The 22935-nt window shown below is 49.7% G+C and carries 22 protein-coding genes; 19 read left to right on the top strand and 3 right to left on the bottom strand.

Annotated elements, in window-relative coordinates; all coding sequences use genetic code 11:
- Nucleotides 1-35 precede the first annotated feature (35 nt).
- Genes DW757_RS01620 through DW757_RS01630 form a run of 3 tightly spaced genes read left to right on the top strand, consistent with a single transcriptional unit; the run spans nucleotide 36 to nucleotide 2877 of the window.
- Nucleotides 36-1007: a bifunctional oligoribonuclease/PAP phosphatase NrnA gene (locus tag DW757_RS01620; RefSeq protein ID WP_118750785.1), complete on the top strand. Its 972-nt coding sequence runs from the start codon at nucleotides 36-38 to the stop codon at nucleotides 1005-1007.
- On the top strand, nucleotides 1007-1933 hold the full coding sequence (gene truB / locus DW757_RS01625) for a tRNA pseudouridine(55) synthase TruB (RefSeq protein WP_118750786.1): 927 nt from the start codon (nucleotides 1007-1009) through the stop codon (nucleotides 1931-1933). Before DW757_RS01620 ends, truB begins: the two co-directional genes overlap by 1 nt.
- A gap of 2 nt (nucleotides 1934-1935) precedes the next feature.
- A complete protein-coding gene (locus DW757_RS01630) occupies nucleotides 1936-2877 on the top strand; it encodes a bifunctional riboflavin kinase/FAD synthetase (protein ID WP_118750787.1) in 942 nt (313 codons plus the stop codon).
- A 105-nt stretch (nucleotides 2878-2982) separates the two neighbouring features.
- On the opposite strand, the gene DW757_RS01635 is transcribed toward DW757_RS01630, so the two are convergent.
- The gene (locus DW757_RS01635) at nucleotides 2983-3510 is read right to left on the bottom strand and encodes a GNAT family N-acetyltransferase (RefSeq protein ID WP_118750788.1); all 528 of its coding nucleotides are present in this window, start codon (nucleotides 3508-3510) and stop codon (nucleotides 2983-2985) included.
- Nucleotides 3511-3688: 178 nt separating this feature from the next.
- The gene (locus DW757_RS01640; protein ID WP_008397353.1) at nucleotides 3689-4132 is read right to left on the bottom strand and encodes a DUF3842 family protein; all 444 of its coding nucleotides are present in this window, start codon (nucleotides 4130-4132) and stop codon (nucleotides 3689-3691) included.
- Nucleotides 4133-4415: 283 nt separating this feature from the next.
- Here DW757_RS01640 and carB point away from each other — a divergent pair, with 283 nt between their 5' ends.
- From carB to DW757_RS01665, 5 genes are all read left to right on the top strand, one after another.
- Complete coding sequence (gene carB / locus DW757_RS01645; protein ID WP_118750789.1) at nucleotides 4416-7631, top strand: carbamoyl-phosphate synthase large subunit; 3216 nt, start codon at nucleotides 4416-4418, stop codon at nucleotides 7629-7631.
- A 277-nt stretch (nucleotides 7632-7908) separates the two neighbouring features.
- Entirely contained in the window at nucleotides 7909-8397 is a 489-nt protein-coding gene (locus DW757_RS01650; RefSeq protein WP_118750790.1) for a sigma-70 family RNA polymerase sigma factor, read from the top strand.
- The gene (locus tag DW757_RS01655; RefSeq protein ID WP_118750791.1) at nucleotides 8397-9278 is read left to right on the top strand and encodes an RsiV family protein; all 882 of its coding nucleotides are present in this window, start codon (nucleotides 8397-8399) and stop codon (nucleotides 9276-9278) included. Before DW757_RS01650 ends, DW757_RS01655 begins: the two co-directional genes overlap by 1 nt.
- A gap of 4 nt (nucleotides 9279-9282) precedes the next feature.
- Nucleotides 9283-9903, top strand: coding sequence for a hypothetical protein (locus tag DW757_RS01660; protein ID WP_044931116.1), 621 nt, complete (start codon nucleotides 9283-9285; stop codon nucleotides 9901-9903).
- Between the two features lie 9 nt (nucleotides 9904-9912).
- Nucleotides 9913-10554, top strand: a complete 642-nt coding sequence (locus tag DW757_RS01665; RefSeq protein WP_118750792.1) for a hypothetical protein — start codon at nucleotides 9913-9915, stop codon at nucleotides 10552-10554.
- 80 nt (nucleotides 10555-10634) lie between these two features.
- Here DW757_RS01665 and DW757_RS01670 read toward each other — a convergent pair whose 3' ends face one another.
- A complete protein-coding gene (locus DW757_RS01670; protein ID WP_008397360.1) occupies nucleotides 10635-11966 on the bottom strand; it encodes a hypothetical protein in 1332 nt (443 codons plus the stop codon).
- 279 nt (nucleotides 11967-12245) lie between these two features.
- Here DW757_RS01670 and dcuC point away from each other — a divergent pair, with 279 nt between their 5' ends.
- The 11 genes from dcuC to grdA all read left to right on the top strand — a co-directional run bounded on the left by dcuC (nucleotide 12246) and on the right by grdA (nucleotide 22831).
- Nucleotides 12246-13604 (top strand): C4-dicarboxylate transporter DcuC, encoded by a 1359-nt coding sequence (gene dcuC, locus DW757_RS01675; protein WP_008397361.1) that lies wholly within the window; start codon nucleotides 12246-12248, stop codon nucleotides 13602-13604.
- A gap of 17 nt (nucleotides 13605-13621) precedes the next feature.
- Nucleotides 13622-14746, top strand: coding sequence for a M20 family metallopeptidase (locus tag DW757_RS01680; protein ID WP_118750793.1), 1125 nt, complete (start codon nucleotides 13622-13624; stop codon nucleotides 14744-14746).
- A gap of 7 nt (nucleotides 14747-14753) precedes the next feature.
- Complete coding sequence (locus DW757_RS01685; RefSeq protein ID WP_118750794.1) at nucleotides 14754-15929, top strand: malic enzyme-like NAD(P)-binding protein; 1176 nt, start codon at nucleotides 14754-14756, stop codon at nucleotides 15927-15929.
- Between the two features lie 377 nt (nucleotides 15930-16306).
- Entirely contained in the window at nucleotides 16307-16954 is a 648-nt protein-coding gene (gene yedF / locus DW757_RS01690; RefSeq protein WP_118750819.1) for a sulfurtransferase-like selenium metabolism protein YedF, read from the top strand.
- Between the two features lie 295 nt (nucleotides 16955-17249).
- Nucleotides 17250-17633 (top strand): GrdX family protein, encoded by a 384-nt coding sequence (locus tag DW757_RS01695; protein WP_021966329.1) that lies wholly within the window; start codon nucleotides 17250-17252, stop codon nucleotides 17631-17633.
- A gap of 125 nt (nucleotides 17634-17758) precedes the next feature.
- Nucleotides 17759-17953 (top strand): hypothetical protein, encoded by a 195-nt coding sequence (locus DW757_RS01700; RefSeq protein ID WP_044931119.1) that lies wholly within the window; start codon nucleotides 17759-17761, stop codon nucleotides 17951-17953.
- A 93-nt stretch (nucleotides 17954-18046) separates the two neighbouring features.
- A complete protein-coding gene (locus tag DW757_RS01705) occupies nucleotides 18047-19327 on the top strand; it encodes a glycine/sarcosine/betaine reductase component B subunit (RefSeq protein ID WP_118750795.1) in 1281 nt (426 codons plus the stop codon).
- Nucleotides 19328-19336: 9 nt separating this feature from the next.
- Nucleotides 19337-20650: a glycine reductase complex selenoprotein B gene (gene grdB, locus DW757_RS01710; protein ID WP_087383047.1), complete on the top strand. Its 1314-nt coding sequence runs from the start codon at nucleotides 19337-19339 to the stop codon at nucleotides 20648-20650.
- A gap of 187 nt (nucleotides 20651-20837) precedes the next feature.
- Nucleotides 20838-21779 carry a thioredoxin-disulfide reductase gene (gene trxB / locus DW757_RS01715; protein ID WP_008397376.1) on the top strand — a complete coding sequence of 314 codons (942 nt, stop codon included), beginning with the start codon at nucleotides 20838-20840 and terminating at the stop codon, nucleotides 21777-21779.
- 32 nt (nucleotides 21780-21811) lie between these two features.
- A complete protein-coding gene (locus tag DW757_RS01720) occupies nucleotides 21812-22129 on the top strand; it encodes a thioredoxin family protein (protein ID WP_008397378.1) in 318 nt (105 codons plus the stop codon).
- A gap of 228 nt (nucleotides 22130-22357) precedes the next feature.
- On the top strand, nucleotides 22358-22831 hold the full coding sequence (gene grdA / locus DW757_RS01725; RefSeq protein WP_087383044.1) for a glycine/sarcosine/betaine reductase complex selenoprotein A: 474 nt from the start codon (nucleotides 22358-22360) through the stop codon (nucleotides 22829-22831).
- The last annotated feature ends 104 nt before the right edge of the window (nucleotides 22832-22935 follow it).

Consider the following 22935-nt stretch of genomic DNA (forward strand, 5'->3'; position numbering starts at 1 on the left):
CGCCGTCCTTTCAGCTTATCAGGAGATGAAAAACTATGAATCAGTTATTAGAACATGCGCTGAGCGCAGCAAAAACAGCTGTTATACTGGGGCATCTGAATCCGGACGGCGACTGTGTCGGCTCAGCTCTGGGGCTTTACAATTATCTGACTGCACAGTATCCCGGGCTGTCCGTTGACATTTATCTGGATCATCCGTCTGCCAAGTTTTCCTATCTGAAGGGATTTGATAAGATTCTCTGCGAGTATGAAGAGGGAAAAAGCTATGATCTGTGTATCACCACAGACAGCAGCGACAGGGAGCGGCTGGGCGTGTTTCTCCCCTACTTTGAGAGCGCCGGGTCAACCATCTGCATCGATCACCATGTAACAAACAGGGGATTTGCAGAAGAAAATATCATCTGCCCTGAGGCCAGCTCTGCCAGCGAGGTGGTTTATACCCTGTTGGATGAGGAGAAGATCGATCTGGCTGCGGCGGAATGCCTCTACACGGGAATTGTCCACGATACAGGCGTATTTAAGTACAGCTGTACTTCGGGAAAGACCATGGAAATTGCGGGAAAGCTGATGGATAAGGGGATCGACTGCACGGAGATCATAGACGGCAGCTTTTACAGAAAAACGTATGTCCAGAACCAGATTTTAGGGCGCGCCCTTCTGGAGAGCATTCTGTTTATGGATGGAAAATGTGTGTTCAGCGCAGTCAAAAGGAAGGAGATGGACTTCTACGGCGTCACAAACAAGGATCTGGATGGGATTATTGACCAGCTCAGGCTGACAGAGGGCGTGGAGGTTGCCATTTTCATGTACGAGACAGGCGTCAGTGAGTTCAAGGTAAGCCTGCGCTCCTGCCGCTATGTGGATGTCAGCAGAATCGCCGCCTACTTCGGGGGAGGCGGTCATGTGCGTGCGGCAGGCTGCACCATGTCAGGCAGCATCCACGATGTGCTGAACAATCTGGCGCCCCATATCGAGCAGCAGATTATGGCGTGGGAGGCAGAGCACTGATGTACCATGGAGTGATAAATATTTACAAGGAGCAGGGCTACACCTCCCACGACGTGGTGGCAAAGCTCAGGGGAATTTTAAAGCAGAAAAAAATCGGCCACACAGGGACTCTGGACCCGGCGGCGGAGGGAGTTCTCCCGGTCTGCCTGGGACGGGGAACCAGACTGTGCGACATGCTGACGGACCGGAGCAAAACATACCAGACGGTGATGCTTCTGGGCGCTGTCACGGATACCCAGGATACCACAGGAACCATCCTGAATGAAAACCGCGGGATGGCTGAGACGCTGAACGAGGAGAAAATCAGAAACATTGCGGAAGGGTTTGTGGGACCCTACAGCCAGATCCCGCCCATGTATTCTGCCCTCAAGGTAAACGGCAAAAAGCTCTACGAGCTTGCCAGGGAGGGAAAGGAGATTGAGCGAAAGGCGCGCCAGGTGGAGATTTTCAGCCTGACTGTTGACCGGATCGAGCTTCCGAGAGTGACCATGACGGTTCACTGTTCCAAGGGAACCTATATCCGAACCCTCTGCCATGATATAGGGGAAAAACTGGGCTGCGGCGGCTGTATGGAGTACCTTCTGAGAACTCAGGTGGATCGGTTCCTTCTGAAGGACAGCCTGAAGCTCTCTGAAGTTGAGGCTCTTGTAAGGGAAGGCAGGATAGAGGACGCGGTTATCCCGGTGGATCAGATGTTTTCCGGGCTTCCCGAGATTGTCTCTGAGAGCGGGACTCTTGACCGTCTTCTGGCCAACGGAAACTTCTTTGCAGAGAACCAGGCGGGAAGGGGTTCGGCAGTCTCAGGCGCAGAGGACGGCAGTCTCTGCCGCGTCTATGACAGCAGGCGCCGCTTTATCGGCGTTTATGAGTACCGGGCCCGTGAGAAGCGGTGGAAGCCAAAAAAGATTTTTCTGGGAGGAGAATAGACATGGAGTACATCAGAGGAACCAGAGAATTTCAGATCGGGGAGCCGACGGCGGTGACACTGGGAAAATTTGACGGCCTTCACCGGGGCCATAAAAAGCTCCTCGAAGAGCTGTTCAGGTTCCGCGGGAAGGGATACAGGACAGCGGTATTTACCTTTGAGACGGCGCCGGGTACCCTGATTCGCAGAAAACTCCAGACTATGATCACCACCAATGAGGAGCGATGCGAAAATCTGAGGGCGGCAGGCGTGGATTATCTGGTGGAATACCCCTTTAATGACCAGGTGGCATCCATGACTCCGGAGGACTTTGTAAGAAAGGTTCTGGTAGAGCAGATGAATGCGAAGGCTATAGTGGCCGGAACAGATTTTCACTTTGGATGCAGGAGAAGCGGAGATGTGGAATTTTTAAGAGCCCATGCCAGAGAGCTGGGATATGAGCTGGTTGTTGTGGAGAAGGCCATGGACGGCAGCCGGGAGATCAGCAGCACCTATATCAGAGAGGAGCTGGCAGCCGGGCAGATTGAGAAGGCCAATGAGCTTCTGGGCTATACTTACAGCGTGCAGGGACGGGTGGTGCATGGAAAGCACCTCGGCACCGGTATGGGATTTCCCACGGTCAATCTTCTTCCGCCGTCCCAGAAACACCTTCCGGCGTTCGGCGTCTACTACTCGGAGGTGGTGATAGACGGAAAGGTCTACCCGGGAATCACGAATATCGGAAGAAAGCCCACGATCAAAGGGGAGCACCCGGCGGGGGTTGAAACGTATATCTATGACTGGAAAAAGGATATCTACGGGAAGAATATCGAAGTGAAGCTGCTGTCCTTCCTGCGGCCGGAGCGGAAGTTTGAATCAGTGGAGGAGCTGAAGAGACAGGTTCTGAGCGATAAGGAAGAGGGGAGAAGGTGGCATGAGGAGCGGGAGGAGCGGGAACGGGTGTAAGTTTCCGGTTCCAGCGAAGTCACCAGAAACTTACACCCGTTCCCTGGGAGAGAAGTGGCTGAGGGCTTAGACTCGCGTTTCCTGGGAGAGAAGGAGCTGAGAAGCTTATATTTGCGTTTCCTGGGAGAGAAGGGGCCTCTGCAGAGATGTTTTGCGGGTGTACATTCGGATGGGAACAGGGAAGGCGTCTGGCTCTTCGGTCTGTACGGTGCACAGAAACTGCCAGCCATAGCGCTCGTAAAATGAGGTGTGGTCTGTGACGAGATACAGGGTATCAATGCCTTTCTGGAGCATGTCATGGCAGATAAAGGAGAGAAGGAGGCCGGCGATTCCCTGGCATCGGAAGGGTTCCTCCACGTACAAGGCACAGAGGTTTGGCGACAGGTCTTTTCGGCTGTGGAAATCATTCTCTATGATGCCGGCGCCGGCAATGATGCTGTCCTCCTCCGTGATGACGTACCACTGGGGAATGGGGGACGACAGGTCCAGGCTTTCTTTCATGCTTTTGATATATTCCTCGGCCGGAACACCCCATTTCGAGTGAAACCAGCCGGCGGCCTCATGGATCAGCTCAGGGCAGTCGGATATTCTTCTGATTTTGCGGGAATTTCCCGCAGGCTTATGCATATTCATCGGAGGGGCTCCTTTCTGAAAACTGTAAAACTGTATATTTTGGCATCAGCCGGACAAAATAAGGGACGGATGCTGATGCAATAAAGCGGACAGCTATTTTCTCACGGTGGAGAAGAAAACTGTCCGCTTATTTTATTATGTAATAATATTATGTGATAACTGAATCCGGCCAGCTTGGTCAGAGGGGGAGGTTCTCCTCCCGCTCCCTCAGGATTTCTTCTACCTGTTCACAGACCAGGCGGATGTATTCGGAGAGGGGAAGCTCTTCGCAGCCGACTATGGTATGGCTGCACCGGTGGCTTACCGGGATGAAGATTTTGCAGGCCGGGCTTTTGCCCACGGCTGCCGCCATGGTCTCTGTCACCTCGCCGAGGAGGGAGTCTGCGATGACAATGCCGATTGGCCCGATAATCAGATCTGCGTTTCTGCTGTTTACCACAACGGGATTTTCACCGGTAGCCCCCTGGTCGGCTCCGGCCTTTAACATGGCAGCGGTGGCAATGCTGTTTGTCCCGATGGCGGTCAGAGGAAGGGAGGGGAAGCGCTTCTTTAACTGTTCCACAATCCCTCTTCCCATGCGGCCGCCCTGGCCGTCGATAACCAGTACCTTTGGCTGTTTCATGAGTATCCCCCCTTAAAAGCTGTCTGCCGAAAATAATACCCCACTATATCCTTGTCAGTATAGCACAAAATCTGAAAAAATGTAAGACAAAATTCTACATCAAAACGCAAATTTTTTATTTACATCGCCCGCATTTTTTATTATAATGCTGATAATGGTTTACTAGGGCCTGAATCCAGGAGCTGCGGTGGCTAAAGGGAGTTACAGCCGTCCTGCGGCAGCCGGAAAGCCCGGTAGGCAAGAAGAAGTAAACGTAAACTGGTGACAATGAGAGGGAAAAAACATGAGAAGAAATGACATTCACAAAGTAATGATTATTGGCTCCGGTCCAATCATTATCGGACAGGCATGTGAGTTCGACTATTCTGGAACTCAGGCATGTAAAGCTCTTAGAAAGCTCGGCTATGAGATTGTGCTGGTAAACTCCAACCCGGCTACTATCATGACAGATCCGGAAACTGCTGATGTTACCTATATCGAGCCTCTGAATGTAGACCGTCTGACACAGATTATTGAAAAGGAGCGTCCAGACGCGCTGCTCCCGAACCTGGGCGGACAGTCCGGACTGAACCTGTGTTCTGAGCTGGCAGCAGCAGGCGTTCTTGACAAATACAATGTACAGGTAATCGGCGTTCAGGTAGATGCCATCGAGCGCGGCGAGGACAGAGAGGAATTCAAGGAGACCATGGCAAGTCTTGGAATCGAGATGGCCAGAAGCGAGGTTGCCTACTCTGTGGAGGAGGCTCTGGCTATCGCTGACAAGTTAGGCTACCCGGTAGTTCTCCGTCCGGCCTACACCATGGGCGGCGAGGGCGGCGGCCTTGTGTATAACGTGGAGGAATTAAAAACTGTCTGCGCCAGAGGTCTTCAGGCAAGTATGGTCGGCCAGGTTCTGGTTGAGGAGTCTATCCTCGGCTGGGAAGAGCTGGAGCTGGAGGTTGTCCGCGATTCCAAGAACAACATGATTACCGTGTGCTTCATCGAGAACATCGACCCGGTAGGCGTTCACACAGGTGATTCCTTCTGCTCCGCACCGATGCTCACCATCTCTGAGGAAGTTCAGAAGCGCCTGCAGGAGAAGTCCTACAAGATTGTAGAGGCGATTCAGGTTATCGGCGGAACAAACGTACAGTGGGCTCATGATCCGAAGACAGATCGTGACATTGTCATCGAGATCAACCCGAGAACATCCCGTTCCTCCGCTCTTGCATCCAAGGCAACCGGCTTCCCTATCGCTCTCGTATCTGCCATGTTAGCTACAGGCATGACGCTGGATGAGATTCCATGCGGAAAGTACGGAACCCTCGACAAGTACGTTCCGTCCGGCGATTATATTGTCATCAAGTTTGCGCGCTGGGCATTTGAGAAATTCAAAGGCTCACAGGATAAATTAGGTACTCAGATGAAGGCCGTAGGCGAGGTTATGAGTATCGGAAAGACCTACAAGGAGGCCCTTCAGAAGGCAATCCGAAGCCTCGAGAGAGGACGCTACGGCTTAGGCCATGCAGGCTTCCAGAAGAAAACGAAGAAGGAGCTGCTCTCCATGCTCCACACGATTTCCAGCGAGCGCCAGTTCATCATGTATGAGGCTTTAAGGAAGGGAGCCACAGTGGAGGAGCTTCACGATCTGACACAGATCAAGAGCTACTTTATCGCTCAGATGAAGGAGCTTGTGGAGGAGGAGGAGGCAATCCTCAAGTACAAGGGACAGGTTCCTCCGGTTGAGGTGCTTCGCCAGGCCAAGTTAGACGGTTTCGCAGACAAGTATTTAAGCGAGCTTCTGGAGGTTTCCGAGGAGGAGATCAGAAACGCCAGGACAGAGGCCGGAATCGAGGAAGGCTGGGAGGGCGTTCATGTAAGCGCAACAGAGGATTCTGCATACTACTACTCCAGCTACCACATTAAGGATCAGAGCCCCTGCAGCGACAACAAGAAGATCATGATTCTCGGCGGCGGTCCGAACCGTATCGGACAGGGTATCGAGTTCGACTACTGCTGCGTACACGCTGCATTAGCCCTCAAGGAGCTGGGATTTGAGACAATTATCGTAAACTGCAATCCGGAGACTGTTTCCACAGACTACGATACCTCTGACAAGCTGTACTTCGAGCCGCTTACACTGGAGGATGTGTTAAGCATCTACCATAAGGAGAAGCCCCTTGGCGTTATCGCTCAGTTCGGAGGCCAGACACCGCTTAACCTGGCAGCTGATCTGAAGAAGTACGGCGTAAACATCCTGGGAACCACACCGGAGACCATCGACATGGCTGAGGACAGAGATCTGTTCCGCGCTATGATGGATAAGTTAAATATTCCGATGCCGGAGTCAGGAATGGCTGTCAATGTGGAGGAGGCCCTGGAGATTGCCAACAAGATTGGCTATCCGGTAATGGTTCGTCCTTCCTACGTATTAGGCGGCCGGGGAATGGAGGTCGTACACGACGACGAGGCTATGTCATTCTACATGCAGCAGGCTGTAGGCGTGACTCCGGACCGTCCAATCCTGATTGACCGCTTCCTGCACCACGCCACAGAGTGTGAGGCAGACGCCATCAGCGACGGAGAGAATGTGTTCGTTCCGGCCGTTATGGAGCACATCGAGCTTGCAGGAATCCACTCCGGTGACTCTGCATGTATCCTTCCGTCCAGAAATCTGACCATGGATCAGGTGGAGACAATCAAGGACTACACAAGCAGGATCGCAAAGGAAATGCACGTAGTGGGACTTATGAATATGCAGTACGCCATCGAGGACGGCGAGGTTTATGTGCTTGAGGCTAACCCGAGAGCGTCCAGAACCGTGCCGCTGGTATCCAAGGTATGCAACATCAAGATGGTGAAGCTGGCAACAGACATCATGACATCCCACCTGACAGGACGTCCGTCTCCGGTGCCGGAGTTAAAGGAGAAGAAGATTCCTCACTACGGCGTGAAGATGCCTGTATTCCCGTTCAAGATGTTCCCTGAGGTTGACCCGGTATTAGGACCGGAGATGCGCTCCACGGGAGAGGTTCTCGGCATGTCACCGAACGTGGGAGAGGCCATCTACAAGGCACAGGAGGCCACACAGACAAGACTTCCAAGTGAGGGTACCGTCCTTTTAAGTGTCAACGATATGGACAAGCCAGAGTTAATCGAGGTTGCCAAGGGCTTCTATGAGTGCGGCTTCAAGCTCATGGGAACAGGCAGAACCTACGACATCATGAAGGCAGCAGGCCTTCCGGCAGAGAAGGTGGCCAAGATCGACGAGGGACGTCCGAACGTACTGGACAAGATCACAAACAAGTCTGTAAATATTATCATCAACACTCCTCTCGATAAGAAGGGACTTGGCGATGACAGCTATATCAGAAAGGCAGCCGTAAAGGGCAAGATTCCTTACTTCACCAACATGGCTGCAGCAAAGGCTACCGTTCAGGCTCTGAAGACTATCAAGAAGAACGGACATCTGGGTGTGAAGTCCTTACAGGAGTTCCACAGCGAGATCAAGGAGCAGTAAAATAAGCAGCCGTCTGGGCGGCAAAGACAGACAGAAAACGGGGGCAGCTCTCTGCGAGAAAAGCAGGGAGCTGCCCCCGTTTTCTGTCTGTTAAAATCTCTGTTTTTTACCGGAAGGCAGCTTCTGTCTCCCGGAAGGCAGCGCTTCCCCTGATATGAGCTGTGAAACAGAAGAAAAAAATAAAAAAACGTCTCATCTGAAACTTTTGGAGGGGTAAACTTATCTATATAAATAGAAACAGATAATTACTGATAACATTTGAGGCAGAGGGGTACCCATGAAACAGACGCTGTATGAGCTGCTGGTCAGCTATATTGTAGAAAATCAGAATAAATTTTACCGGGTGGCATACAGCTACGCCAGAAACCAGGAGGATGCTCTGGACATTGTTCAGAATGCGGTCTGCAAGGCTCTCGAGTCCTACAAAAACATAAGAAATGCCGATGCAGTGAAAACCTGGTTTTACCGGATATTGATAAATGAAAGTCTGGCAGCGATAAAGCAGAGAAAAAAGGAACTCCTGTCAGACGATAATCCTCAGAAAGAGGAGGCCTACTATGAAAAAGGTTATGAACAGCAGGATGATATCAAAGAGGAGCTGGACAGACTGGAAGAAGATATACAGACAATTATCAGGCTGAGGTTTTTTGAGGAGCTGTCATTAAATGAAATTTCAGAGATTACAGGCCTGAATCTGAACACAGTGAAAACAAAGCTATACCGGGGACTTAAGCTTCTCCGGGAAAATATTCAGGAGGTGAGCTGATGGGAAGATTAGAAAATATGAAGTCAGAATATGACAATATACCGATTCCGAAAGAGCTGAATGCCAGAATTCAGAAGGAAATTGAAAAATCAGAGCAGCGCCTGGCTCAGGAGAAGAAGGTTCTGAGGCTCAGGAGAAGAAGCGGGCTCAGAAAAGCAGCCGCTGCTGCAGCCGCCGTCTGCGTCGTATTTACAGCGGCGCTTAACACAAGCACAGCTTTCGCTGAGGAGGCGGCACAGCTTCCTGTCATCGGGACACTGGCGAGGGTGCTGACGTTCCGGACTTATGAGTCTGAAAAAGATGGAATTGGAATTTCCGTGGAAGTTCCTACATTAGATATGATTCAGACAGATACGGGAATTAAGGTTGATGAAGTGAACCAGGAGATCTACAATCTTTGCAGACAGTATGCAGACGAGGCTGTATCCCGTGCCGAGGAATACAGAAAGGCGTTCCTGGATACAGGAGGAACGGAGGAAGAGTGGAAAGCTCACAACATACAGATTCAGGTGGGCTATGAGATTAAATCTCAGACAGACCAGTATCTCTCCTTCATCGTAAGAGGAACAGAGAGCTGGACGACCGCCTACAGCGAGGAAAGGTATTACAATATTGATGTCAATACAGGAAAGATGGTAACTCTTGAGGATCTGCTGGGAAGCGATTATATCAGAATCGCAGATGAGAGCATAGGGCAGCAGATAAGCAGCAGACAGGAAGCCGGAGAGGTATTCTGGTCGGCAGAGGAAGGCGGATTCACAGGTATTTCAGAAAATGCGAAATTCTATATCAATGAAAATGGAAATCCTGTAATTGTCTTCGAAAAATATGAGATCGCACCCGGTTCATCCGGTGAGATAGAATTTGAAATTGGAGGATGAAAAAATGAGAAAATCGAAATTTACGGCAGCAGCAGTGATTATGGGGATCGCGGTAACAGGTCTTGCCATTACAGGATGTGCAGGAAAGACAGAGCCTGCTGAGACAACTGCTGCACAGGAGACAGCAAAGATGGAGGAGCTTCAGCCTGCAGAGACAGCAGAGAGCATGGAAGAGACAGAGGCGAAAACAGAGGCAGCTGGGGAGGAGACTAAGAGCGAAAACACTGAGACAGCTGAAAAGCCCCAGGCAGAGGCTCAGGCTGAAAACGGCAGCGCCGGCGGATATGAGGATAACTTTGCCGTTGACAGCGCAGCGGCAGCCGAGTTTGCAGCTCAGATCAAGGAGGCAGTGGCAGCAAAGGATCTGGACGCTTTAGCAGAGCTTACAGCGTTCCCGGTTTACGTAGGCCTTCCTGATGTGGGAGCTGTGGAAACGAAGGAGGACTTCCTGGCTCTGGGTGCTGACGCAGTGTTTACCGACGAGCTCGTAGCCTCTGTGGCAGATGCAGATACAGAGAATATGCAGCCCAGCATGGCAGGATTTTCTATCTCAGACGGAGGCAAGGCAAATATTAACTTTGGCGTGAGAGACGGAGCTCTGGCAGTGAGCGGAATCAACTACTAGGAGGAGGCCATGAGAAAGAGAAGAGCAGTCCTTCCGGCGATGGTTCTGACTGCTGCGCTGTTAGCAGGATGCAGTGCAGAGCCGGCAGGAGCGGAATCTGCAGGGACTCAGGCAGAGTCAGCGGCCTCCGTGTCTTCAGAAGCTCAGACCGAGACAGTCCCGGAGACAGGGGCTGCCGGATCAGAAGCCCGTACGGAAACAGACAAGGCCCAGGCTGAGGAAGCCGGTCAGGCAGTCCAGCTGGAAGAGCTTGTGGAAATCCTCGGCACGGATGATGAGGAGACGAAGGATCTGTTCGGAGGCGGCACAGAGAACTGGACGGAGGACAGGAGCTTTTATATCGGCCGTATCTACCAGATTACCCTGGGAGAGGATGAGGCCTCCCTGTACACAACCTGTGACGAGAACAAGAAGATCACATCCCTGTCTGTCAAGTTCCATGGCGGTGAAGAGGATCATCAGACCATGACAGAAAAATGGGTGGAAAATCTGACAGAGTTCGTGGGACAGGAGCCGGAATTTGACGGCAAGTCATCAGAAGCCGGCAGCCAGAACTGGAAATGGAAGAAGGATAACACATTTATCACACTCTACTCCCTGGGTGAGAATCTGTCCATAGGCATGAATCCGGCTGTGGGAGAACTGAAATAGGAAAAGGAAAAAGGTTAAAGGATTAAAAACAGCGGGGAGGGGGAGCTGCAGTCTATGGCAGCTTCCTCCCCCCGCTGTTTTTAATCGATCTGGATCCGTATGCGGTATACTTTGCTTGGACGTCCCTTGGTATTGGTCTGGCGGGAATAGAGAGGCTCAGCCAGGTTATATTTGACGAGAACGGAAATCAGCCGGTTTACACTTCTGATGGTAATGTGGAGGATCCTTGCCAGCTCCGGCGTGGTTACCTCCTCTGTACCGGTTATGCGGAAGGCGCTGATCAGTTTCTGGATAGTCAGCGTGGAAAGGCCGGTCCGGTCTGACAGCTCCCTTATGTAGGGGGTGACAGAGCCCTGGATGGAAAAATCATTTCCGGAGCCGAAGAGCCCGATCTGCTCCCGATCCTCGCCGAACAGATAGCTGGTCTTGTTTCCGTTGATCTGTGACTCTCTCGCAGCGTCGATGGCATTCGCCTGGGCCTGGCTGATGACCCGCCCGAGCCCGTAGCCTATGGCCAGGGAAAGGTTTCCGTTTTTTTCCAGGTATTCTCTCAGATGGCAGGCCGTAAAGCCGTCGGTGATGGTTTCTACCGTCTTGTGGCTGGTGGAAATACGGAAGCCGTTTTTTGTCTCATGGATGATAAAGTCGCACATATACCTTTTGTTGAAGGCTTTTAAAAGCCGTTCCAGCACATCGCGCTGCTTTGAATCTGCAGACTGCTTCCCGGCGCCGGAGAAAAGAATTTCAATGGATGCCGTCTGGCTGTCCTTCAGCTCGCCCATGAGAATTTCCTGAATCAGCTGGCGGAAACAGAGGACGATGTCGTCATAGCTGAAAGAAATATAGTGACAGTCCACACCTGCCTCGAGAATCTGAGGCATAATGGGACTCATTCGGGAGAGGGAGTACTTAATCTTTCCCTCCTTCCAGAGCCTGATATGCTTTTCCAGCTTTCTCTGGGTGGACTCCTGCATCTTTTCAACGGTCATGTTGGTCATATAGCGGTTGTTTCTGTCCAGCCAGCTGCCGAAGGTGCCGTTTTTCAGGTGCTCGATGAGAGAGGACTCCTGATCAGGGCACAGGTAGTCGCAGAAGTCAAAATATCCGTATTCAAAGTTCCAGTCCTGATATTTGTAGATGACCTCGAAAAAGGTTTTGTAGTAATTGCTTTCAGAACACAGAAAAAAGCTGATGGGGCGGCAGTTGGGAACGCTCTTTTTTACTGTCTGCATGGGGACGGGACCGGTGGTGATAAAGCCGTCGAATCTGTCCTCCAGCTGCCTGTATAAATCTACAATATGAACATAATTATAGTAAATAAAAATCTCAATCTCACATCCGAGATCTAGTTTTTCAACAGCCTCTGTCAAATAATCCTTTAAATATTCAGTAGAAAGAACTGCGATTTTCATTCAAATTTCCTTTCGGTCGATGCTTGTATTTTTCTGATAATCAAGTATATCAAAAAAGAATGGGGAAGGCAACCACACACCGGGGAGGGACTTAACTGCAAGGGCGTTTCATCAAAAAAGAGAAATTCTTTTGTTATTTATTACTAAATTAAGGACAAAATATTTTTGCAAAATGATGAAAAATTAATTATGTATTGACTGAGGTTAACAATAGACATATAATCAGCAATATAAAAAGACGTCTTTAATTTATCCTTAAATACGAATGGAGGAGAAATCATGTTTAGCATTCTAACAGCGCTTGCAGTGACGTTGGTAGTAGGATACTTCATCTTAAAAAAATTCAAGCCGCAGACCGTGCTTTTTGCAGGCGGTATTTTCCTGATGATTCTGGCATCTTTATTCCATACAGGAGAGATCCTGGCTCTGGAGGATCAGACAGGCTTCTGGTTCTTTGACATCTTCGAGTACATAAAAAATGTGTTTAAATCCGATTCAGCCGGTACCGGCCTTATCATCATGGCCGTAGGCGGATTTGCCATTTACATGGACAAAATCGGAGCCAGCTCCGCTATGGTAAGTATCTGTATCAAGCCTTTAAAGAAGATTAATGCGCCTTATCTGGTTCTGGCGCTCAGCTATGTAGTAGGCCAGTTCCTCAATGTTTTCATTCCGAGTGCAGCAGGACTGAGTGTTCTGTTAATGGCTACCCTGTTCCCGGTACTTGTAGAGCTGGGAGTGAGCCGTCTGTCCGCAGCAGCTCTGATCGGTACGGCAGCCTGTCTGGATTTAGGACCGGCTTCCGGTGCATCCAATATGGCCGCTCAGACAGCAGGGTTAGATCCTATGGTATACTTTGTGAACTATCAGCTCCCTGTTTCTGCCATGGTTGTTCCCACAATCTCTGTACTTCATTACATTGTCCAGAAATACTGTGACAAAAAGATGGGCTTTAAGTCAGGTGAAACACAGGAAGAGAAAAAGAATACAGAGGCTGCACCGAAGATCTATGCGATTCTTCCGCTGCTTCCCCTTATCTTCCTGTTTGTATTCAGCAAGCTGATTATCAGCTCCATTTCCATGGATGTTATTACGGCGATGCTTTTAGGAACCACCATTGCACTGATTTTCGAGCTGGTGCGCAAAAAAGGACATGCAAAAGAAGTATTCAAGAGCATTCAGATTTTCTTCGACGGTATGGGACATCAGTTTGCCACTATTGTTACACTGATTATTGCAGGCGAGGTCTTTGCAAAGGGCTTGCAGGCTATCGGAGCAATTGATATCATCATAGAGAGCTGTAAAGCCACAGGATTCGGACCGGTTCCGATGACAATCGTGATGGTGCTTATCATCACAGTCTGCTCCATCGTTATGGGTTCCGGAAACGCTCCATTCTACGCATTTGCCGCTCTGGCACCTACTGTGGCCGCCGCTTTTGGAGTTTCAACAGTTCTGATGGTTATGCCTATGCAGCTGGCAAGCGGTATCGCGAGAAGCGTTTCTCCGATTACCTCCGTTATCGTGGCGGTCAGCGACAGCGCAGACCTGTTCCCGGTTGATGTAGTAAAACGAACAGCCATCCCGATGATCGGAGGACTGGTTGTGCTGATGGCAGCTACCTTCCTGATGTTTTAGAAGAAAAGGAGAGTATTATGAGATTTGAGCTTGACGAGTACTTAAAGGAGCTTGAGACCCTGGTAAACACAGACAGCGGAAGCCGGGTAGAGGGTGGACCCGGGCTGATCGCCGATTACTTCGAGGAAAAATACAGGGCTCTGGGGCTTGATATCAAGAGAGAGGCAGGCCCGGAGGGTATCGGCCCATTCATGGAAATCCGGAATAAGAAAGAAAAGACAGACGTACTCTTCCTGGGACATATGGATACGGTATTTCCAAAAGGAGAGGCTGCAAAGCGTCCTTTCCGCATCGAGGGAAATCTGGCATACGGCCCCGGTGTAATGGATATGAAGGCCGGCCTGCTTTTCATTTACCACGCAGTGAAAAACCTGGTGGAAAGCGGCACGGATCTGGGATTCTGCGTTGCCCTGAACAGCGATGAGGAAATTTCCTCCGTTCATTCTCAGAAACGGATTCAGGAGCTGGCAAGCCAGGCAAAATATACATTTGTTCTGGAGCCGGGAAGGAAAAACGGGGCCTATGTATATGAGAGAAAGGGTCTGGCCCGCTACAAAATGACGGTAAAGGGAATTGCGGCCCACGCCGGTGTGGCTCCCTGGGATGGAGCCAGCGCTGTCAACGAGGCAGCCCGCGCAGTTCTCAAGATGGAGGGGCTGAATCACTACGAGATCGGAACCAGCGTAAATGTGGGAAAAATTTCCGGCGGAACTACGGCAAATGTTGTGTGCGACCATGTGGAAGCCATGATTGATACCAGGTTTGAGACCATCGAGGAAAATCAGAAGATCGAGAACGCATTCCGGGAAATCATGGAGAATCCTTTCGACAGGAGAACATCCATTACAATCGAAAGAGAAGGCTTCCGCCCTCCTATGAGAAAGACAGAAAAGACGGAGAAACTTATGGCTCTCATGGAGGAGCAGGGAAAAGAGATGGGAATGGAGATCCTGTGGGCAAAGACCGGAGGCGGCTCAGACGGAAACTTTGCAGCCTTTGCCGGAAGCACAGTAATTGACGGTGCAGGACCTGCAGGCGACGGAGCTCACAGCCAGAACGAAACCCTTCAGATTGACACAATCAGACCGCGTTTTGAGCTGCTTTTTAAAACACTGGCCAAGCTGAGTGAGGAAAAGGAGTGAAGAACAGATGAATTATAATGAAGAAGCCTTAAAGATGCATGAGGAAAACCATGGAAAAATCCAGGTGGCAGGAAAGGTGGAGATTAATTCCAGGGATCAGCTGTGTATCGCATATACACCCGGTGTTGCAGAGCCATGCCGGAAAATCCATGAAAACAAGAAGGATGTCTACCGCTATACAGCTAAGGGAAACCTGGTAGCTGTGGTGTCAGACGGTACGGCAGTGCTGGGACTGGGCAATATAGGCCCTGAGGCAGCGATGCCTGTTATGGAGGGAAAAAGCCTTCTGTTTAAACAGTTTGGAAATGTAGATGCATTCCCGATTTGTCTGGATACTCAGGATACAGAGGAAATCATTAAGGCTGTCAAGTGGATTGCGCCGTCCTTCGGCGGAATCAACCTGGAAGATATTGCTTCACCGAAATGCTTTGAGATCGAGAGAAGGCTGGAGGAAGAGCTGGATATTCCCGTATTCCACGACGACCAGCACGGAACAGCTATCGTGGTGACGGCAGCTCTCATGAATGCAGCCAGACTGACAGGAAAGAAGCTCCAGGATCTGAAGGTGGTTTTAAACGGACCGGGGGCGGCGGGAACAGCCATTATCAAGATGATTATGTTCGCCGGCGTAAAAAACGTGATCGCCTGTGACGAGTTTGGAATCCTCTGCAGAAAGAGAAAAGAAGGCGTAGAGGGACACAAGGCAGAGCTCTGCGAGATTACAAATCTGGACGAGCAGCTGGGAACCCTGGCTGATGCCGTAAAGGACGCCGATGTATTTATCGGCGTGTCAGTAGCCAATGCCCTGACTCCCGAAATGGTTCATACGATGGCGCCGGATCCCATTGTCTTTGCCATGGCAAACCCTGTTCCGGAGATTTCCTATGAGACGGCTATGGAAGCAGGCGTAAAGGTAATGGGAACCGGAAGAAGCGACTGCCCGAACCAGATTAACAATGTGCTGGCATTCCCTGGTATTTTCAGAGGAGCCCTTGACGCAGGTGCCAGAGACATCAACTATGAGATGAAGAGGGCGGCAGCAGAGGCAATAGCCGGACTGGTAACTGAGGAGGAGCTTAAGCCGGAATACATTATTCCGTCTGCCTTCGATAAGAGGGTGGTAGAGGCCGTAGCTTCCGCAGTGAAGGAGGCAGCCCAGCGAAGCGGTGCTGTGAGAAAGTAGAAAAACGGAAGCCGGATGGAGAAGCTCTCCCCGGGTGAACCTGAATGTGAAGCAGCTGCTGTGCAGCTGCTTCATGTGTTTATGCCCCTTATGACGCTGACAGAAAACAGACAGCCATTGCGGCAGGAAACCATGAAACAGACCGGTCAGCAGCCGGAAATGGGAGAAAAAACCTAGAGTTTTTTTGAATAGTTACAGGAAATATATAGAAAAATCCAATAATTCCAGGCGTTTTACAGGAAGGGTCTGTAATTGACACGGCCGGCTCCGCTGTCTTATAATAGGAAAAGCTGGTATAAAATATGCCGTGTGACCGTCTCAGGGACTGGAACAGGCCGGATAAGCCCAGAAATTTACGAAAACAGGAGGCAAAAGTGATGAAGCAGCTTGACATGAGGGGAAAAGCATGCCCGATGCCGGTAATCGAGACAAAGAAGATTTTAGAGGAAGTCAAAAAGGCGGAAGAGGTAAGGGTTCTTGTGGACAACGAGATTGCAGTTCAGAACCTGACTAAGCTGGCCGGACACGAGGGAATGAAGGCCGTAAGTGAAAAACATTCTGACAAGGAATTTGAAGTGACCTTTCTTCCGTCAGAAAGCGGAGCGGATGGGCCGAATGTGCCGGCAGAGAAGATCCTGGCTGACTGCGCTGACTGCAGCGTGCCGGCAGAGCCGGAGAACGGGATCGCCAGAGGAAGAGTGGTTGTCATTGCTTCCGACCGGATGGGAGAGCCGGAGGAGGAGCTTGGAAAAATTCTCATTAAAGGATTTATCTACGCAGTGAGCCGCCAGGAGCCTCTGCCTGAAACTGTTATTTTTTACAACGGCGGTGCGAAGCTGACGGCTGAGGGAAGCGAATCCGTGGAGGATCTGAAGTACATGGCAGAGCAGGGCGTTGAGATCCTCACCTGCGGAACCTGCCTCAAGCACCTGGGCCTGGAGGACAAGCTTCAGGTAGGAACTGTCTCCAATATGTATGAAATCGCAGAGAAGATGACAGGCGCCAGAGTAGTTATAAGACCTTAGAAGGATAAGGAAAAATAGAAATTTACAGTGCCGGTTCATCTTCCTTTGGAATAAAAAGACTGTCGGAATTTCAAATCAGCCATGGTTTGACAATTTTGGCAGTCTTTTTTGACGTGTTTGTGTGAAAATGCATGAATCTTGAGCCAAAAGCGCCGGAAACAGTTGTGTGAAAGTTAAAAAAACATAAAAAAAGTGCTTTATTATTCAGCTGATTTGACGTATAATAGAGCTTGCTAAACAGCGAAAGGACAGGCTGTCCGAAGGCTGAAAACAAAAGGACAACAGGAGTATGGAGATGTATTTGCTAGTTACAAATAACCGTCTGTGTTTTGAAAAATACAGGGATAGAGTCAGGGTAGACTATCTGGAGGATGGATCCTATCTGGATGTGCTCGTGAGAGCCAGAGACTATGTCCAGAAAGGCAGCAGGATAGAGACGCATCCGATGGCTGGAAGCATCAAGCCGAATCAGACGCCGTTCCGCTCTGTACTTTTGTCTGACAGAAAAATGGATGGCGATGAAGTCATTGAAAATGAACTGATGATTGAGGATGCGGTGCTTATGACAAAAAAATTCCTCAGTGATCGTCCGGTGAGAAAATGGGATGAGTCGATTGTAAACGATTTCAGACAGGTCGATTTGGAACTGATCAGCGGGGCCATTGACCGGGTTGTCTGATCGGGCAGGCCGGGTTCCACGGGCCTGTGCTGAAAAAATGAAAATGGCTGAAAGCAGGCTGACAGAGGATTTGTCACTGGTTGACACGATAATTGCCAGGGGATTTGCCATTTGCCAGAGGGAAATTGACAAACAGGAACGCCAAAACTGTCAAAGATGACAAAGAACCCACTGAAAAGACTGCGGGAGAGCTCAGAAAAAAGTTTTGCAGCAAAAATTTTGGAATGGGAAATCCTCGAAAACAGCCGAAAAATGCAGGTAAAAACACAGGGTTTTACTGTAATAAAAAAATGTTTTTACTAGCATTTATGGATTTTTGAAAGTATGGCATGTTACTTGCTATATTTATAAAGCGAAGAGAAATTCTTCTGCCGCAAAAATACAAATTTTAAAGAAAGGGAGGTCAGGCATTCATGAAACTTGAATTAGGGATTATTCCCGTAAAAGACATCCAGTTTGGTCCGGAGTCCAAAGTGGAGAATGGAGTTATCTATGTGAATGCAGATGAGTTAAAGGCTCTTCTTCTTGAGGATGAGAACCTGAAATCTGTAGAGCTTGACATTGCGAGACCAGGTGAGAGTGTCCGCATTATGCCTGTAAAGGATGTTATTGAGCCAAGAGTTAAAGTAAGCGGAGAGGGAGCTATGTTCCCGGGTATGATTTCCAAGGTTGCCACTGTTGGAAGCGGAAGGACAAACGTTCTTCGCGGATCCGCTGTTGTCACAACAGGAAAGATCGTTGGTTTCCAGGAGGGAATCATCGATATGTGCGGAACTGGCGCAGAGTATACGCCATTCTCCAAGTTAAACAACCTGGTTGTTATCTGTGAGCCGGCTGACGGAATCGAGAAACACGCTCACGAGAAGGCTGTCCGCATGGCAGGATTAAAGGCTGCTGACTATGTTGGAAAGCTGGCTAAGGACATCGAGGCTGAGGAGATTGAGACATATGAGACAGAGGACGTTAAGGAAGGAATCGAGAAGTATCCGAACCTGCCGAGAGTCGCATATGTATTAATGCTTCAGAGCCAGGGACTTATGCACGACACCTATGTATACGGTGTTGACATGAAGCAGTCCCTGCCGACTATCATCAATCCGACAGAGACCATGGACGGCGCTATCTTAAGCGGTAACTGTGTATCTGCATGCGATAAGAATACATCCTACCATCACTTAAACAATCCGGTTATCAAATCCTTATTTGAGCAGCACGGAAAGACTTTAAACTTCGTAGGTGTTATCATCACAAACGAGAACGTATACCTGGCTGACAAGATGCGTTCCTCTGACTGGACATCCAAGCTGTGCAAGTGGTTAGGCGTTGACGGCGCTATCGTTTCCCAGGAGGGATTCGGAAACCCGGATACAGACCTTATCATGAACTGCAAGAAGATCGAGGCTCAGGGCGTTAAGACTGTTATCATCACAGATGAGTATGCAGGACGCGACGGCGCTTCCCAGTCCTTAGCAGATGCAGACGTAGCAGCTGATGCAGTTGTTACAGGCGGAAACGCAAACATGGTTATCACACTGGAGCCGAAGGACAGAGTTATCGGATATCCTGAGGTTGCAGATATTATTGCAGGCGGATTCGACGGAAGCCTTCAGGCTGACGGCTCTATCGTAGCAGAGCTTCAGGTTATCACCGGAGCAACCAACGAGATGGGCTTCAACAAGTTAAGCGCTAGATAGGAGGAAATCATGGGAAAACTGAAATTTGTTCATTATATTAATCAGTTTTTCGCAAATATCGGCGGCGAGGAGAAAGCTGACTACCAGCCAGAGGTAAGAGACGGAGCTGTAGGCCCTGGTCTTGCATTCAATCAGGCATTTGGTGAGGAAGCTGAGATCATCGCTACAGTTATCTGCGGAGACTCTTACTTCAATGAGAACGTAGACGCAGCAACAGAGACTGTTCTCAATATGATCAAGGAGAAAGCACCGGACGGTGTTATCTGCGGTCCTGCATTCAACGCCGGACGTTACGGTGTTGCCTGCGGTACAGTTGCAGCAGCCGTTAAGGAGAAACTTGGACTTCCTGTTGTTACAGGTATGTACAAGGAGAACCCAGGTGCTGATATGTACAAGACAAAAGTATATATCTGCCCGACAAAGAACAGCGCAGCAGGCATGAGAGATGCCGTTAAGAAGATGGCTCCTCTGGCTCTGAAGCTGGTTAAGGGTGAGAAGATTGGTTCTTCCAAGGAAGACGGATATATGCCGAACGGCATCCGTGTAAACTTCTTCGAGGACAAGCCAGGTGCACAGCGTGCCGTTGAGATGCTTGTTAAGAAGTTAAACGGCAAGGAGTACGAGACAGAGTACCCAATGCCAAGCTTCGACCGTGTAGCTCCAGGAGAGGCTGTTAAGGATCTGGCTCACGCAAAGATCGCTTTAGTTACCTCCGGCGGTATCGTTCCGAAGGGCAACCCGGATCACATCGAGTCCTCCAGTGCTTCCAAGTACGGACAGTACGACATCGAGGGCGTTATGGATCTGACAGAGGAGACATACGAGACAGCACACGGCGGATACGATCCGGTATACGCTAACCAGGATGCAGACCGTGTTCTTCCGGTGGACATCGTTGAGGAGTTCATCAAGGAGGGCAAGATCGGAAGCCTTCACAAATATTTCTATACCACAGTTGGTAATGGAACAGCAGTAGCAAATGCAAGCAAGTTCGCTAAGGAGATCGGACAGAAACTGGTTGATGACCATGTTGACGCGGTTATCCTTACCTCTACCTGAGGTACCTGTACACGTTGCGGTGCAACGATGGTAAAAGGCATTGAGTCCTATGGAATTCCTGTAGTTCATATTGCGACAGTAGTTCCGATTTCTTTAACAGTTGGAGCAAATAGAATTGTTCCGGCCATTGCTATTCCTCATCCACTTGGAAACCCTGCTCTTTCCCACGAGGAAGAGAAAGAGATTAGAAGAAAGATCGTTGGAAAGGCTCTGGAAGCGTTACAGACTCCGGTTGACGGCCAGACGGTTTTTGAATGGAAGTAATCTGAGAGCGGAACGGTACGCTTTCTGATGAAGATAATTTGCAGCTTAGTAAAAGGTGCTGCAAAGGTTGTTTGAGAATTCATCCCGCCCGAGATGTCAAGGGGCTTCGGCTCTGCGGCATCCCGGCGGGGCGAAATAAATTACCGCAAATTTGCGGCAGCTTTAAGCTGCGAAGGGAGAAATTGACATGGGCAAGATTTATGACGTAATCATTTTAGGTGCTGGTCCGGGAGGACTGGCTGCCGGTCTGTACTCTGGAAGATACCGCCTGGACACTCTCGTGATTGAGAAGGCAAAGGACGGCGGACAGATCGCCATTACAGACGAAATTGAAAACTATCCTGGACAGATGGTAGATGGAGAGAGCGGCCCATCCTTAATCGAGCGTATGACAAAGCAGGTTGAGAAGTTCGGCGCAGAGCGCGTGACAGACACTATCAACAAAGTTGAGCTGGAAGGCCCGATTAAGAAGCTTTATGGAACCAACGGCGAATACGAGTGCAAGTGCCTGATCATTGCAACCGGCGCATATCCGCGTCCAATCGGCTGCAAGAGAGAGGGCGAGTTCGTGGGCAAGGGAGTTTCCTTCTGCGCTACTTGTGACGCCAACTTCTTCGAGGACTTTGAGGTATTCGTAGTAGGCGGCGGAGATTCTGCCGTTGAGGAGGCTATGTACCTGACAAAGTTTGCCAGAAAGGTAACCATCATCCACAGAAGAGACGAGCTGCGCGCTGCCAAGTCCATCCAGGAGAAGGCATTCAAGAATCCGAAACTGCACTTCATGTGGGATACAGTTGTTGACGGTCTTGAGGGTGACGGACTTCTGTCTGCCATGACTGTAAAGAACGTGAAGACAGGTGAGATCACAAGAATTGAGGCAGATCCGGATGACGGAATGTTCGGTGTATTCGGATTTATCGGATACATACCGAGAACTGATCTGTTTGAGGGTATGCTTGACATGGAAAACGGCTATATTAAGACCGATGACAACATGCATACCAATATTCCGGGCGTTTTTGCGGCAGGAGATGTCCGGGTTAAGTCATTAAGACAGGTAGTAACAGCAGCTGCTGACGGTGCCATCGCTGCCCAGCAGGCTGAAAAATATATTTCCGAGATGGAATGATCACTGGAATATCTCAGAGAGGGTGAAAGAAAATGGTTGATTTAACTAAGGAAAACTTTGAAGAAGAAGTTTTAAAGGCAGAGGGAACTGTTTTAGTTGATTTCTACGGCGACGGCTGTGTTCCATGCCAGGCTTTAATGCCACATATCCACGCTATGGAGGATGTTTACGGAAAGGACATTAAGTTTACTTCCCTGAACACAACAAAGGCACGCCGTCTGGCTATCGGCCAGAAGGTATTAGGTCTTCCGGTTATCGCTATCTACAAGGGCGGCGAGAAGGTTGCTGAGTGCGTAAAGGATGACGCAACACCAGAGAACGTGGAGGCTATGATCAAGGCTAACCTGTAATTTCAGAAGCCTTTGGGGCAGAGACATCCGGGCAGACCGGAAAGTGTCTGACCAGTGCAGTATGGATAGCGTCTGTGCCAGGGCGCGATGCTGTACAAATACATTGAAAAAACTGCTTTTTTAGAGCAGGACGATCTGGGCAAACTGCTTGGATTGTGATATAATTAGTCCGCTAGAAACCGCGCAGGCGGTGTCTATAAAAAATTTAGAGAAAAGGAGGAATCGGAAATGGCAATTTTAAACGGTAAAAAAGCCATCATCATCGGCGACCGTGACGGAATTCCGGGCCCGGCTATCGAAGAGTGTGTTAAGACAGCCGGTGCTGAGGTTATTTATTCCTCTACGGAGTGCTTCGTCTGAACGTCCGCAGGTGCCATGGATCTGGAAAACCAGAAGAGAGTAAAAGATTTCGCAGAGCAGTACGGTGCTGAGAATGTAGTAGTAATTCTCGGCGCAGCAGAGGGTGAGGCAGCAGGCCTTGCCGCTGAAACTGTAACAGCAGGAGATCCAACTTTCGCAGGTCCTTTGGCAGGAGTCCAGTTGGGACTTACCGTATATCACATCTGTGAGGATGAAATCAAGGCAGAAGTAGATCCTGGTGTTTACGACGACCAGATCAGCATGATGGAGATGGTTATGGATGTCGATGACATTCACAACGAGATGTCTTCCATCCGTGATGAGTATTGTAAATACCTCTAATTGAGTGCGCGCAGGCGCCCTCATAAATTTCCCGGCGGGCTTTGTTCTGCCGGGAAATTCTTAAATACGGGAAAATTTCCCTTGCGTCCTGCAGGTTCTTATGG

Origin of the sequence: Clostridium sp. AM29-11AC, assembly GCF_003480545.1 — a bacterium.
GTDB lineage: Bacteria > Bacillota > Clostridia > Lachnospirales > Lachnospiraceae > Otoolea > Otoolea saccharolyticum_A.

Coding starts and splice junctions, on each gene's coding strand:
- carB (WP_118750789.1), top strand. CDS start 4,416: ATGAGAAGAAATGACATTCACAAAGTAATGATTATTGGCTCCGGTCCA.
- DW757_RS01650 (WP_118750790.1), top strand. CDS start 7,909: ATGAAACAGACGCTGTATGAGCTGCTGGTCAGCTATATTGTAGAAAAT.
- dcuC (WP_008397361.1), top strand. CDS start 12,246: ATGTTTAGCATTCTAACAGCGCTTGCAGTGACGTTGGTAGTAGGATAC.
- truB (WP_118750786.1), top strand. CDS start 1,007: ATGTACCATGGAGTGATAAATATTTACAAGGAGCAGGGCTACACCTCC.
- DW757_RS01705 (WP_118750795.1), top strand. CDS start 18,047: ATGAAACTTGAATTAGGGATTATTCCCGTAAAAGACATCCAGTTTGGT.
- DW757_RS01630 (WP_118750787.1), top strand. CDS start 1,936: ATGGAGTACATCAGAGGAACCAGAGAATTTCAGATCGGGGAGCCGACG.
- DW757_RS01680 (WP_118750793.1), top strand. CDS start 13,622: ATGAGATTTGAGCTTGACGAGTACTTAAAGGAGCTTGAGACCCTGGTA.
- DW757_RS01655 (WP_118750791.1), top strand. CDS start 8,397: ATGGGAAGATTAGAAAATATGAAGTCAGAATATGACAATATACCGATT.
- DW757_RS01670 (WP_008397360.1), bottom strand. CDS start 11,966: ATGAAAATCGCAGTTCTTTCTACTGAATATTTAAAGGATTATTTGACA.
- trxB (WP_008397376.1), top strand. CDS start 20,838: ATGGGCAAGATTTATGACGTAATCATTTTAGGTGCTGGTCCGGGAGGA.
- DW757_RS01720 (WP_008397378.1), top strand. CDS start 21,812: ATGGTTGATTTAACTAAGGAAAACTTTGAAGAAGAAGTTTTAAAGGCA.
- DW757_RS01635 (WP_118750788.1), bottom strand. CDS start 3,510: ATGAATATGCATAAGCCTGCGGGAAATTCCCGCAAAATCAGAAGAATA.
- DW757_RS01665 (WP_118750792.1), top strand. CDS start 9,913: ATGAGAAAGAGAAGAGCAGTCCTTCCGGCGATGGTTCTGACTGCTGCG.
- DW757_RS01660 (WP_044931116.1), top strand. CDS start 9,283: ATGAGAAAATCGAAATTTACGGCAGCAGCAGTGATTATGGGGATCGCG.
- DW757_RS01620 (WP_118750785.1), top strand. CDS start 36: ATGAATCAGTTATTAGAACATGCGCTGAGCGCAGCAAAAACAGCTGTT.
- DW757_RS01695 (WP_021966329.1), top strand. CDS start 17,250: ATGTATTTGCTAGTTACAAATAACCGTCTGTGTTTTGAAAAATACAGG.
- yedF (WP_118750819.1), top strand. CDS start 16,307: ATGAAGCAGCTTGACATGAGGGGAAAAGCATGCCCGATGCCGGTAATC.
- DW757_RS01685 (WP_118750794.1), top strand. CDS start 14,754: ATGAATTATAATGAAGAAGCCTTAAAGATGCATGAGGAAAACCATGGA.
- DW757_RS01640 (WP_008397353.1), bottom strand. CDS start 4,132: ATGAAACAGCCAAAGGTACTGGTTATCGACGGCCAGGGCGGCCGCATG.